A 14547-nucleotide genomic window follows, 5' to 3' on the forward strand; every position below is an offset into this window, starting at 1 on the left:
GATTCGTCGGACACGCGCGGTCACTCCCTGGTCGGTCGCATACGGCAGGCGGTGTGGAACAGGCGGTGTGGAGCATCGGGCGGTGGAACAGTGGGCGGCGGAAGCACACCCCTCCTTGTCCGACAAGCCCTAGGGCCGGTCCTGGTCGACCAGGGCGAACAGCTCGTCGTCGGTGGCCGCGTCGAGGTCGTCGTCGTCCCCCGCGCCGTCCGCGGCGGGCGCCGCGCAGGCGTCCAGCAGTTCCCGCAGACGGGCGGTGACGCGGCGGCGCGACTCCTCGTCGGTGAGGGCGCCCGCCAGGGAGTCGCCGACCGCCCGGAGGCCGGCCATCACCGGGTCCTCGTCGTCCTCGGGGAGCGCGAGCGCGCCGAGGATGTGGTCGGTGACCCGGGCCGGGCTGGGGTGGTCGAAGACCAGGGTCACCGGCATCCGCAGGCCGCTCAGGGCGGCCAGCCGGTTGCGCAGTTCGACCGCGGTGAGCGAGTCCACGCCGAGTTCCTTGAAGGCGCGGGCGTCCCGTACCTGGGCCGGGTCTGAGTGCCCGAGGACGGCGGCGACCTGCGCGGTGACCAGGTCGAGCAGCGTGCTGCGCCGGTCCGCCCCGGACAGCCGGGCCAGGCGCTCGGCGAGGGACTGCGATCCGTCGCCGCCCGCCGCGGCGGTGCGCCGGACCACCGCGGTCCGCACCAGGTCGCGCAGCGGCGCGGGCACGCCGTCGGGGTCGGCGCGCAGGGTGCGGGTGTCGAGCCGGGCCGGGACGACCACGGGCTCGCCGGCGGCGAGCGCGGCGTCGAAGAGGGCCAGCCCCTCCTCCGCCGTCATCGGCACCAGCCCGCCGCGGGCCATCCGGGCGCGGTCGGCCTCGGCGAGGTGCCCGGTCATTCCGCTGGCCTGCTCCCACAGACCCCAGGCGAGCGAGAGCCCGGCCCGGCCGCTCGCGGCGCGGTGCGCGGCGAGGGTGTCGAGGAAGGTGTTGGCGGCGGCGTAGTTGGCCTGGCCGGCGGCGCCGTTGACGCCGGCGATGGAGGAGTAGAGGACGAACGCGGCCAGGTCGAGGTCGCGGGTGAGGTCGTGCAGGTGCCAGGCGGCGTCCAGCTTCGGCCGCAGGACGCGGTCGACCTGGGCCGCGTCGAGCGAGGTGAGCACCCCGTCGTCGAGGACACCGGCCGCGTGGACGACGCCGGTCAGCGGGTGCTTCTCCGGGATGTCGGCCAGCAGGCCGGCCAGTGCCGCGCGGTCGGCGGTGTCGCAGGCGGCGAGGGTCACCCGGGCACCGGCCGCGCGGAGTTCGGCGGCCAGCGGGCCGGCCCCCTCGGCGGCCGCGCCGCTGCGGCTCGCCAGCAGCAGGTGCCGGACACCGTGGGCGTGCACCAGGTGGCGGGCGATCATCCCCCCGAGCAGCCCGGTGGCGCCGGTGATCAGGACGGTGCCGTCGGGGTCGAGCGCGGGCGCCACGGTCAGGACGTTCTTGCCCACGTGCCGGGCCTCGCGCAGGTGCCGGAAGGCGTCCCTGGCCCGGCGCACGTCCCAGGCCCGGACCGGTGAGAGGGTCAGCGCGCCGGCCCGGAAGAGGTCCAGGATCTCGCGCAGCATCACCCCGATCCGCTCCGGTCCGGCGTCGACGAGGTCGTAGGCGCGGTAGGTGACGCCCTCGTGGTCGCGTGCGACGTCGGCCGCGGCCCGGATGTCGGTCTTGCCCATCTCCACGAACCGGCCGCCCGGCACCGTCAGCCGCAGCGACGCGTCGACGTACTCGCGGGCCAGCGAGTTGAGCACCACGTGGACGCCCCGGCCGCCGGTCGCGGTGCGGACGCGCTCCTCGAAGTCGAGGGACCGCGAGGAGGCGCGGTGCGCCTCGTCGACGCCGAGGTCACGGAGCACCCCCTGCTTGGCGGGGCTCGTGGTGCCGTAGACCTCCGCCCCGAGGTGGCGGGCCAGTTGGACGGCGGCCATGCCGACGCCGCCGGTGGCCGCGTGGATCAGCACCCGCTCCCCGGCCCGCAGCCCGGCGAGGTCCACCAGGCCGTAGTAGGCGGTGAGGTGGACGACCGGGACGGACGCGGCCTCCGCGAAGGACCAGCCCTCCGGCATCGGGGCGATCATGCGCCGGTCGGCGACGGCCACCGGGCCGAAGGCGTGGAAGAACATCCCCACCACCCGGTCCCCGGGAGCGAACTCGGTGACGTCCGGGGCCACTTCGGTGACGATGCCGGCCCCTTCACTGCCGAGGACGACCTCGCCCGGGTACATCCCGAGCGCCATCAGGACGTCCCGGAAGTTCAGCCCGGCCGCCCGGACGGCGACCCGGACCTGGCCCGGCTCCAGCGGCCGGTCGGCGGTGTCGGCGGGCACCAGCGCCAGGCTGTCCAGCGTGCCGACCTCGGGGATCTCCAGCCGCCAGGCGGCGGAGTCCGGCACCGGGAGGGCCGGCCGGCTCGCCGCCGGGACGAGCCGGGGGACGAAGCACTCGGCGCCGCGCAGCACGAGCTGGGGCTCGTCCGTGGCCAGCGCGGCGGGCAGCGACCGGGCGGCGGCCTCGCCGTCGAGGTCGACCAGCCGGAACCGCCCGGGGTTCTCGGTCTGGGCGGTCGCCAGCAGGCCGCGGACACCGGCCTGGACCGGGTCGCCGGCGAGGGAGTCGACCGTCAGCACGACGAGTTCGGTGCCCTCCAGCCGCTCGTCCGCCAGCCAGGACCGGACCAGGTCGAGCGTCCGGTGCACGGCCCGGCGGGCGGCGTCGGCGACACTCGCTCCCGCGTCGGCCCGGTCCGCCGGCAGGTCCGCGGGCGCCAGGACGACGGCCGGGCGGGGGCCGGCCGACGCGGCCAGGGCCGCCGGGTCGGGGAAGGAGGCCGGCCGGCCCAGCTCGGCGGGCCACCAGTCGGGCAGCTCACCGAGCACGGCCCAGCCGGTGGTGTCGGGGTCCGCCGGCGCGGGCCGCAGCGGCACCAGGTCGACCAGGTGCAGCGCGTCGGGCGTCCCCGCCCCGGCGGCGAACGCCGCGCGGGCGGCGGGCCGCAGGACCAGCGAGTCGACGGTCAGCACCGGCGCGCCGGTGCCGTCGGCGAGCGCCACCGACACCGCGTCGGCGCCGACCGGGCTGATCCGGGCACGGACCCGGGTGGCGCCGGAGGCGTGCACCCGCACGCCCTGCCAGGCGAACGGCAGTCCGCCCTCCCGGTCGTCGACGAGCAGCAGGGGGTGCAGCGCGCTGTCGAACAGGCCCGGGTGCACGAGGTGGCCGTCGGGCTGCTCGCCCTCCAGCACGGCCTCGGCGTAGAGGTCCTCGCCCAGCCGCCAGAGCCGGCGCAGCCCGCGGAAGCCCGGTCCGTACCGGTAGCCGTCGGCGGCGAGCCGCTCGTACGCCCCGTCGAGGTCCACCTCGGCGGCGCCGGCGGGCGGCCAGGCGCGCAGCTCGACCGGGGCGCCGCCGATCGAGCCGAGTACGGCCTCGACGTGGTCGGTCCACGGCGGCGCGGCCTCGTCCGTCCCGGTGCGGGAGTGGACGCTCACCCGGCGGCGGCCCTCCTCGTCGGCCGGTGACACCACGGCCCGGACCAGGACGCCGCCGCGCTCCGGCACGACCAGCGGGGCGGTGATGGTCACCTCCTCCAGGCAGGGTGCGCCGACCCGGTCGCCGATCGCGGTCAGCAGGTCGGCGAAGGCCGTCCCGGGTACCAGGACGCGGTCGAACACGGTGTGGTCGGCCAGCCACGGCCGGGTGTCCAGGGCGAGCCGCCCGGTCAGGACCAGCCCGCCGTCCGGCAGGTCGACGGCCGTCCCGACCAGCGGGTGGCCGGTGCCGGCCAGCCCGGCGGCGGTGACGTCGGTGGCGGCGGTGACGGGGCCGAGCCAGAACCGCTCGCGCTGGAACGGGTAGGTGGGCAGGTCGACCGGCCGGCCGGGGACGGCGCCGAGCGGGCGCGTCCAGTCCACCGGGACCCCGCGCACGTACAGTTCGGCGGCGCTGCCCAGGAACTGGTCGAGGCCGCCCCGGTCGCGCCGGAGCGATCCGGTGACCGCGACCGCGGGCCGGTCGCCGCTCTCGGCCCGGTCGCGGATCCCGACGGTGAGCACCGGGTGCGGGCTGCACTCCACGAACACGCCGTGCCCGGTGGCCAGCAGCTCGCCGACCACCTCGTCGAGGCGGACGGTGCGGCGGAGGTTCTCGTACCAGTAGGCGGCGCCCATCTCCGCCGTGTCGAGCCGTCCGCCGGTGACGGTGGACCACATCGGCACGGTGCCGGAGACCGGGGCGACCGGGCCGAGTTCGGCGAGCAGCCGCTCCCGGAGCGGCTCGACCTGGACGGAGTGCGACCCGTAGTCGACGGGGATCCGCCGCACCTGGACGTCCGCCGCGAGCAGCTCGGCCTCGAAGGCGTCCAGCGCGTCGACCCAGCCGGACACCACGGTCGCGCGCGGTCCGTTCACCGCGGCGACCGAGAGCCGGCCGTCCCGGCCGGCCAGGGCGGCCGTCACCTCGGCCTCGGGCAGCGGGACGGACAGCATGCCGCCCGAGCCGGCCAGTTCGGTCAGGGCCCGGCTGCGCAGCACCACGATCCGGGCGGCGTCCGCGAGCGAGAGGCCGCCCGCCACGTGGGCGGCCGCGATCTCGCCCTGGGAGTGCCCGACGACGGCGGCGGGGTGGACGCCCAGCGAGCGCCAGAGCTCCGCCAGCGACACCATCACCGCGAACAGCGCGGGCTGCACCACGTCGACCCGGTCCAGCGAGGGCGCGTCCTCGGCGCCCGTCACGACCGCCAGCACCGACCAGCCGGTGAGCTCGCCGATCGCCCGGTCGCACGCTCGCAGGGCCTGCTCGAACACCGGTGCGGTGGCGACCAGTTCACGGGCCATTCCGATCCACTGGGAGCCCTGGCCGGGGAAGACGAACACCACGTCGCCGGGTTCCTCGGTCCGTTCGCCGAGCACCGCCCGGGCGTGCGGCTCCCCGGCGGCCACGGCCCGCAGGGCCGCCCGCAGGTCCTCGGCGCCGTCGCCGAGCACCACGGCGCGGTGCTCGAACTCCGACCGGGTGGCGAGCAGGGCCGCGGCGACCTGCGCCGGGTCGTCCGCCGGTCGGTCGGCGAGCAGGCCTGCCTGGGCCCGCAGGGCCGGCAGGCTCCGGGCCGAGAGCACCCACGGCACGACGCCCGGGGCCCGGACGGCGGCCGGGGCGGCGGGGGCGACGGGGACGGCGGGCACCGCGGCGGGCGGCTGCTCGATGATCACGTGGGCGTTGGTGCCGCTGATGCCGAAGGACGAGACCGCGCCGCGCCGGGCCGCGCCGCCGGCCGGCCAGGGCCGGCTGCCCGCGAGCAGCTCCACCCCGCCCGCCGTCCAGTCCACGTGCGGGGACGGCTCGTCGGCGTACAGGCTCCGGGGCAGCACCTCGTGCCGCAGCGCCATGACCAGCTTGATGATGCCCGCGACGCCGGCGGCGGCCTGGGTGTGCCCGAGGTTGGACTTCACCGAGCCGAGGTAGAGCGGCCGGTCCGCGTCCCGGCCCCGGCCGTAGGTGGCCAGCAGGGCCTCCGCCTCGATCGGGTCGCCGAGCCGGGTGCCGGTGCCGTGCGCCTCGACCACGTCCACGTCGGCCGGGGTCAGCCCGGCGTTCGCCAGTGCCTGCCGGATCACCCGCTGCTGCGACGGGCCGTTCGGCGCGGTCAGGCCGTTGGACGCGCCGTCCTGGTTGACCGCCGAGCCGCGCACCACCGCGAGCACCTGGTGCCCGTTGCGCCGGGCGTCCGACAGCCGCTCCAGGACGAGCACCCCGACGCCCTCGGACCAGCCGACGCCGTCGGCCGCGGCCGAGAACGGCTTGGACCGGCCGTCGGGGGCCAGGCCGCGCTGGCGGGCGAACTCGACGAAGGTGCCGGGCGTCGACATCACGGTGACGCCGCCGGCCAGGGCCATCGTGCACTCCCCCGCCCGCAGCGCCTGCGCGGCGAGGTGCACCGCCACCAGGGACGAGGAGCAGGCGGTGTCCACCGTGATCGCCGGGCCGGTCAGACCGAAGGCGTAGGAGAGCCGGCCGGACAGCACGCTGCCGGTGTTGCCGGTCAGCAGGATGCCTTCGAGGTCCTCCGGCATCCGGTCCACGCTGGGCGCGTAGTCGTGGTACATCTGCCCGGCGAACACGCCGGTCCGGCTGCCGCGCAGGGTGGCCGGGTCGATCCCGGCACGCTCCAGCGACTCCCAGGCCGTCTCCAGCAGCAGGCGCTGCTGCGGGTCCATGCCCAGGGCCTCGCGCGGCGAGATGTCGAAGAACGCGGCGTCGAAGTCGGCGGCGCCGTGCAGGAAGCCGCCGCCGGTCGCGTAGGTGTGGCCGGGCCGCTCGGGGTCCGGGTCGTACAGGTCCGCCGGCCAGCCCCGGTCCTGCGGGAAGCCGGACACCACGTCGCGCTCCTCGGCGACGACCCGCCACAGGGCCTCCGGGGAGTCCACCTCACCGGGGTAGCGGCAGGCCATCGCGACGATGGCGATCGGCTCGTCGGCCGTGGCCCGGTCCGGCCGGCCCGGCGCCTCCTCGGCCGCGGGCTCGCCGGTCAGCTCGGCCAGCAGGTGGGCGACCACCGCCCGGGGCGTCGGGTAGTCGAAGACCAGCGTGGTCGGCACCCGCGAGCCGAGCGCCGCGGCCAGGCCGTTGCGGAGCTCGACGGCGGTCAGCGAGTCCAGCCCGAGGCTCTGGAAGGTCCGGTCCAGGTCGAGGGCGTCGGCGTCGGCGTGGCCGAGCACGGCGGCCGTGGTGTCCCGCACCAGCCCGGTCACGGCGGCCGCCCGGTCGGCGACCGGCAGCGCCGCCGCACCGGCGAGCGGGCCGGCGGCGGCGCCGCGCCGCGCCGGGGTTCCGGCGCGGAGCAGGCCGCGCAGCAGTGGCGGCACCGGGCCGCCCGGGACGGCGGCGGAGTCGAAGCGCATCGGCACCACCAGCGCGCGGTTCTGCCGCACCGCCAGGTCGAACAGCCGCACCCCCGTGTCGTGCGGCAGCGGGAGCACGCCCGTCCGGGCCATCCGCGCCATGTCGGTGTCCGTCAGGCTCTCGGCCATGCCGCCGGCCTGGGCCCACAGGCCCCAGGCCAGGGAGGTGGCCGGCAGGCCGTGCCGGACGCGGTGCTCGGCCAGCGCGTCGAGGAAGGCGTTGGCGGCCGAGTAGTTGGCCTGGCCGGCCGCGCCGATCTGGGCCGAGACCGAGGAGTAGAGCACGAAGGCGGTGAGGTCCAGCTCCCGGGTCGCCTCGTGCAGCGCCCACGCGGCGTCGACCTTGGGCCGGAGGACGGCGTCCACCCGCTCCGCGGTCAGGGCGGTGACGATGCCGTCGTCCAGCACACCGGCGGCGTGCACCACCGCCCGTACCGGATGCGCGGCCGGGACGTCGCGCAGCACGGCGTCCAGGGCCGCCCGGTCGGCGGCGTCGCAGGCGGCGACGGTCACCTCGGCCCCCAGCTCGGCGAGTTCGTCCCGCAGCAGGGCCGCCGACGGGGCCGCCGGGCCGCTGCGGCTCAGGACCAGCAGCCGCCGGACGTCGTGGACGCGGACCAGGTGCCGGGCCAGCGAAGCGCCCAGCTCGCCGGTGCCGCCGGTGAGCAGCAGCGTCCCCTCCGGGTCGAACCGGAGCTCCGGCGCGTCCGCCGCGGGCGCCAGCCGGGCGAGCCGCGGCGCCAGGACGACGCCGTCGCGCAGCGCCAGTTCCGGCTCGGCCACGTCGGGCAGCGGCAGCGCCGCCGGGCCGGGCCGGCCGGTCACCGCGACGATCCTGAACCGCCCCGGGTGCTCGGTGCTCGCCGACCGGAGCAGCCCGCGCACGCCCGCCGCGGCCACATCGGTCTCGTCGAGCACGAAGGCCAGGCAGGCATCGGCGAACCGCTCCTGCGCCAGCCAGCCCTGGACCAGTCGGAGCGCCCCCCGGGTCAGCTCGTGGGCCGAGGCGACGACGTCCGCGCCACCGGCGGGCACCGACACCGTGACGAGCGCCGGCACCGGACCGGACAGCGCGGCCGGATCGGCGTCCCAGGCCAGCTCGACCTGGTCAGCGGCCTCGGCCCCGGCCGTCCCGACCGGGGTCCAGTCCACCTGGAAGAGGTGCCTGGCGGCGGCGTCGGCGGGGCCGCGTGCCTCGCGCCAGGTGAGCGAGTCGACGGTCAGCACCGGCCGGCCGGCCGCGTCGGCGAGGTGCAGGGCCACCGCGTCGGGCCCCACCGGGGTGATCCGGACCCGCAGCCGGCCGGTGCCGGTCGCGTGGACCTCCACGCCCTGCCAGGCGAACGGCAGCAGGCGCGGGCCGTCCCCGGTGGTGGCGCCCGGCAGCCACGGGTGCAGGGCGGCGTCGAGCAGCGCGGGGTGGACGACGAAGGCCTCCTCGGCGGGCGCGGCCCGCTCGACCTCGGCGCAGAGGTCCGCACCGGCCCGCCAGAGCCGCCGCAGCCCTCGGAAGGCCGGTCCGTAGGCGTAGCCGTGCTCGGCCAGCCGCCGGTAGACGTCCGTCGCGTCGACCTCGACCGCCTCCGGCGGCGGCCACGCCCCGGCGGCCGACGGCTCGGCGACGGCCCGGCCGAGCAGACCGCTCGCGTTGCGCGTCCACTCGTCCTCGGCGTCGGCCCGCGAGTCGACGGCGATGTCCCGGCGCCCGGCGGCGTCCTCGGCCGACACGGTCACCCGGATCAGAGCGACGCCGTGCTCGGCGAGGGGCAGCGGCGCGGTCACCGTCAGGTCCTCGATCCGGGGCGCGCCGACGCGGTCACCGGCCGCGACGGCCAGCTCGACGAAGGCCGCCCCGGGGAGCAGCAGTCCTCCGGGCACCACGTGGTCGGCCAGCCAGGGGTGGGTGGCGAGGGAGATCCGCCCGGTCAGCACCGTCCCGCCGTCCGGGAGTTCGACCACGGCGGCGAGCAGCGGGTGGGCGGCATCGGTGAGTCCGGCGGAGGCGACGTCACCCGCGACGGGCTCCAGCCAGTAGCGCTCGCGCTGGAAGGCGTACGTCGGCAGCTCGACCAGACGCGGGTCATGCCCCGCGAACAGCACCGGCCAGTCGACATCGGCACCGTGGACGAAGGCATGCGCGAGCGCCGTCACCACCTGGCGGGCCTCCGGCCGGTCCCCGCGCAGCGCGGGCGCGGCAGCCTCGACGAGGGCGGAGAGCACACCGTCCGGGCCGAGTTCGACCCAGGCGCCCACACCCGCCGCCTCGACCGCGTCCGCGAAGCGGACCGTGCGGGACACGTGCTCCACCCAGTAGGCCGGGTCGCACCACTCACCGTCGACCGGCAGGCCGGTGACGGTCGAGACCGCCGCAACGCGCGGCGGGTGGAAGGCCAGACCCGCCACCACCGCACGGAAGTCCTCCAGCATCGGGGCCATCAGCGGGGAGTGAAACGCGTGACTCACCTCCAGCCGCTTGGTGCGGCGGCCCGGCAGCGCCTCGACAACCGCACGAACCGCGTCCTCCGCCCCCGAAACCACCACCGAAGTCGGCGAGTTGACCGCCGCGACACCCACCTGCGCGAGCCCGGCGAGCAGCGCGAGGACCTCCTCCTCGGCCGCCTCCACCGCGACCATCGCCCCACCGGCGGGCAGCGCGTCCATCAACCGGGCCCGCGCCGACACCAACGCACACGCGTCCACCAGATCCAGAACCCCGGCCACATGCGCCGCCGCGATCTCACCCACCGAATGCCCCACCAGCACACGCGGAGCCACACCCCAGGAGGCCAGCAGCCGGAACAGCGCCACCTCCAGCGCGAACAGCGCCGGCTGCGCCAACCCGGTACGACCCAGCCCCTCACCCGAGGCGACGACCTCGGCCACCGGCGCGTCGAGCACCGCACAGACCTCGTCGAACGCCGCCCGGAACACCGGGAACGCCTCGTACAACTCCCGCCCCATGCCCGCCCGCTGACCACCCTGGCCCGCGAACAGGAACCCCACACCGGTCCGCACCGCACCCGCTCCGGCGGTGACGACATCGGCGCCCAGCAGCACCGCCCGGTGCTCCAGCACCGCCCGCGACGTCGCCAACGACCACCCGACATCCACCGGGTCGACATCGCCCGAGGAAGCCAGCTCCGCCACCCGGGCCAGCTGCCCGCCCAGTGCCTCCGCCGACCGCGCCGACACCACCCACGGCACCACCGGCATCGCCGCCCGGTCACCGCCCACCGCGACCGCCGCCGGATCCCCCTCTTCGAGGATCACATGCGCGTTCGTGCCACTGATCCCGAACGAGGAGACCCCGGCGCGACGCGGACGGTCACCCGCGGACCACTCCCGGGCCTCGCCCAGCAACTCCACCGCCCCGGCCGACCAGTCGACGTGGGGTGTCGGGGTGTCCAGGTGCAGGGAACGCGGCAGCAGACCGCTGCGCAGCGCCATCACCATCTTGATCACACCGGCCACACCCGCGGCCGCCTGCGTATGCCCGATGTTCGACTTCACCGACCCCAGATACAGCGGCCGGTCCGCGTCCCGCCCGCGCCCGTACGTCGCCAGCAACGCCTCCGCCTCGATCGGGTCACCCAACCGCGTCCCCGTCCCGTGCGCCTCCACCGCGTCCACATCCGCAGCCGACAACCCCGCACTCGCCAACGCCTGCCGGATCACCCGCTCCTGCGAAGGACCGTTCGGCGCCGTCAGACCGTTCGACGCACCGTCCTGATTCACCGCACTGCCCCGCACCACCGCCAACACCCGGTGACCCAACCGACGGGCATCCGAGAGCCGCTCCACGAGCAGCACCCCCACACCCTCCGACCAACCCGTCCCGTCCGCGTCCGCCGAGAACGACTTGCACCGACCGTCCGCCGCCAACCCCCGCTGCCGCGAGAACTCCACGAACGTCCCCGGCGACGACATCACCGTCACCCCGCCCACCACACCCAACGCACACTCACCACCGCGCAAGGCCTGCGCCGCCAGGTGCAGCGCCACCAGTGACGAGGAACAGGCGGTGTCCACGGTCAGCGCCGGACCGGTGAAGCCGAAGGCGTACGCGATCCGGCCGGACATGACGCTCGGCGAACCACCGGTCAGCAGGAAGCCGTTCAGGTGCTCGGGGGCCGCGTGCCGCCGGGGTCCGTACTCCTCGGCACTGGCGCCGACGTAGACGGCGGTCGCGCTGCCGCGCAGGGTGTGCGGGTCGATGCCGGCGTGCTCGAAGGCCTCCCACGCCGTCTCCAACAGCAGCCGCTGCTGCGGGTCCATGGCCAGCGCCTCCCGCGGCGAGATGCCGAAGAAGTCCGCGTCGAAGTCGGCGGCGCCGTCCAGGAATCCGCCGTGCCGGACCGGTCCGGGCGCCCAGCCCCGGTCGGCCGGGGAGCCGCTGATGACGTCGCGCTCGCCGGCGACCACGTCCCAGAGGTCGGCCGGGGAGGAGACTCCGCCGGGGAAGCGGCAGCCGATGCCGACGATCACCACCGGGTCGTCCGCCGCCACCGGCCGGACGGTGACCGGGGCCACCGGGTCGGGGGCGGCGTCGAACAGCGAGCGGTGCACGTGCGCGGCCAGCCGGCGCGGGGTGGGGTGGTCGAACACCAGGCCCGTGCGCAGCGGGAGTCCGGTCTCGGCGACCAGGGCGTCGCGCAGTTCGACCGAGGTCACCGAGGTGAGGCCGAGGTCGCGGAAGGCGCTGTCGACGTCGACACCGGCCGCGTCGGTGCCGAGGACCCGGGCGAGGGCGCGGGTGACCAGGTCGGTGGTGGCGGCGTCGGGGTCGGGCGCGTCGGCCAGCCGCTGTCGCAGCGCTTCGGCGCGGGAGGGCTCGTGCACCGGGTCGTCGCCGCGCGGGATGCCGAGCCAGTGCCGGTCCCGCTGGAAGGCGTAGCCGGGCAGGGTGATCCGGCGGGCGCCGGTGCCCTCGAACAGGCGCGGCCAGTCGACGCCGATGCCGTGCTCGAAGAGCCGGCCGAGGGAGTTCAGCAGCCGCGGCGGTTCGGCCTGGCCGCTCCGGAGCGCGGGCAGGGCGAGGGCCTCGGGCCGGGTGTCGCCGATCGCGCCGGTGAGCGCGGCGTCGGGGCCGATCTCCAGGAAGGCGGTGGCGGCGCAGCCGCGGACCGCGTCCGCGAACCGCACCGGCTGCCGCACGTTGCGGACCCAGTGGTCCGGCGAGGCCGCCTCGGCCGCCGTGAGCGGGGCGCCGGTGACGGTGGAGACCATCGGGACGCGCGGCGGGCGGAAGGTGAGCCCGGCCACCACCTGGCGGAAGTCCGGGAGCATCGGGTCCATCAGGGGCGAGTGGAAGGCGTGGCTGACGGCGAGCCGCCTGACCCGCCGCCCCCGGGCGCGCAGTTGCTCCGCCACCTCGGCCACCACGGTGTCGACGCCGGACAGCACGACCGATTCCGGGCCGTTGACGGCGGCGATGTCGGCGGCGCCGGTCCGGTCGCCGAGCAGGGCACGGACCTCGTCCTCGGCGGCCTCGACGGCGACCATGGCCGCGCCCTCGGCGGGCAGCGCCTGCATCAGCGTGGCGCGGGCCGCCACCAGGGCGCAGGCGTCGGACAGGTCGAGCACCCCGGCCACGTGGGCGGCCGCGATCTCACCGACGGAGTGGCCGACGACGACGTCCGGCCGGACGCCCCAGGAGTCCAGCAGCGCGGCCAGCGCGACCTCGACGGCGAACAGCGCGGGCTGGGTCCGGCCGGTGCGGTCGAGGCCCTCGCCGGTGTCGATCGTCTCCGCCAGCGAGCCGCCGAGCAGGGCGTCCAGCCGGGCGCAGACCTCCTCGAAGGACCGGGCGAACTCCGGGTAGGCGGCGCGGAGTTCGCGCCCCATGCCGATGCGCTGGGCGCCCTGGCCGGTGAAGACCAGGGCGAGCCTCGGCTCGTCCGCCACCGCGCCGGTCCCGGCGAGGCCGTCCAGACCGGCGAGCAGGTCGGCCGGGCCGGCGCCGACCACCACGGCGCGGTGGGAGAACACCGAGCGGGTGGTGGCCAGCGAGTGGCCGACGTCCACCGGGTCCGCGGCGGCCAGTGCGGTGAGCTTCCCCGCCTGGGCGCGCAGCGCCGCCGGGGTGTGGCCGCTCACCACCCACGGCACGGCCGGCATCGGGGTGGCGGCGGGGCGCTCGGGCCGGGCCGGGGCCTCGGTCAGGACCAGGTGGCAGTTGGTGCCGCCCATCCCGAACGAGCTGACCCCGGCCACCAGCGGCCGGTCGGGGCGGGGCCACGGACGCAGCTCGCGCGCGACCTCCAGGTGGAGTTCGGTGAGCGGGATGCCGGGGTGCGGGGTCTCGTGGTGCAGGGTGGCCGGGATGGCGCGGTGGTGGACCGCGAGCACCGCCTTGACCAGGCCGGCGATCCCGGCGGCGCCTTCGAGGTGCCCGATGTTGGTCTTGACGGAGCCGACCAGCAGCGGAGCCTCGGCGGCGCGCGGGGCGGCGAGTTCGGCGCCGAGCGCGGCCGCCTCGACCGGGTCGCCCACCGGGGTCCCGGTGCCGTGCAGTTCGACGTACTGGAGGTCGGCGGGGGTGACCCCGGCGGCCCGGTGCGCCGCGGCGAGCACGGCGCGCTGGGCGTCGACGCTCGGGGTGGCGAGGCTCTCCTCGCCGCCGTGGTTGACGGCACTGCCGAGGATGGTGGCCAGCACGGTGTCGCCGTCGGCGATCGCCGCAGCCAGCGGCTTGAGCAGGACAGCGGCGGCGCCCTCGCCGCGCACGAACCCGTTGGCGCGGGCGTCGAACGTGCGGCAGACGCCGTCGGGCGACAGACCGCCCCAGGCGGCGAGCAGCGCCTCGTTGTCGGGACCGAGCAGCAGGTTGACGCCGGCGGCGACGGCCAGTTCGGACTCGCCGCGGCGCAGGCTCTCGCAGGCCAGGTGCACGGCGACCAGGGAGGAGGACTGTCCGGTGTCGACGACCAGGCTGGGGCCGCCCGCGCCGAGGACGTGGGAGAGCCGGTTGGCGATGACGCTGCGGTGCACCCCGGTGGCGGTGTGCCGGCCGAAGGTGTCGGGGCCGGCCCGGCGGCTCAACTCGCCGTACTCGTCCCAGATCGCACCGACGAAGACGCCGAGGCGGCCGGCGTCGGCGGGGCGGATCCCGGCGTTCTCCAGGGCCTCCCAGCCGACTTCGAGCACCAGCCGCTGCTGCGGGTCGGTGGCGTCGGCCTCCGACGGGGTCATGCCGAAGAACGCGGCGTCGAAGCGGTCGACGCCGTCGAGGTAGCTGCCCCGGGCCCGGCCGGGGCGCCCGGCGGGGGCGGCGGCGACCGTGTCGGTGCCGGTGCTCAGCAGCTGCCAGAACTCCTCGCCGCCCTGCGCACCGCGGAAGCGGCAGGACATGCCGATGACGGCTATCGCGCCGTCCGTCGCTTCGATCTCACCCACGGAGCCACTCATGCTTCCGGTTCTCCCACCGTCGATATGTTCGGGACAATGGCCGCACAGACGATCAGATACCGATGCTAGGCGTGAGAACCGTTCGGGCACTCCCCTGTCAAACCCCTACCGGAGGGGTCCCCCTTACCCCTTTTCGAATATCTCCGGGGGGCGCCGGGAGTTCCGCTCCGACCTGCGGAAAGGACGCCGGCGAAGGGCCGGGAACGACGCATGCGCCCG

General features: G+C 76.6%; 1 protein-coding gene. It reads right to left on the reverse strand.

The window, feature by feature from the left end:
• Nucleotides 1-129: 129 nt before the first annotated feature.
• Nucleotides 130-14316: an SDR family NAD(P)-dependent oxidoreductase gene (locus ACIF6L_RS21235; RefSeq protein ID WP_396486518.1), complete on the reverse strand. Its 14187-nt coding sequence runs from the start codon at nucleotides 14314-14316 to the stop codon at nucleotides 130-132.
• Nucleotides 14317-14547: the final 231 nt, after the last annotated feature.

The sequence above is a fragment of the Kitasatospora sp. NPDC086009 genome (assembly GCF_044540385.1).
Classification (GTDB): domain Bacteria; phylum Actinomycetota; class Actinomycetes; order Streptomycetales; family Streptomycetaceae; genus Kitasatospora.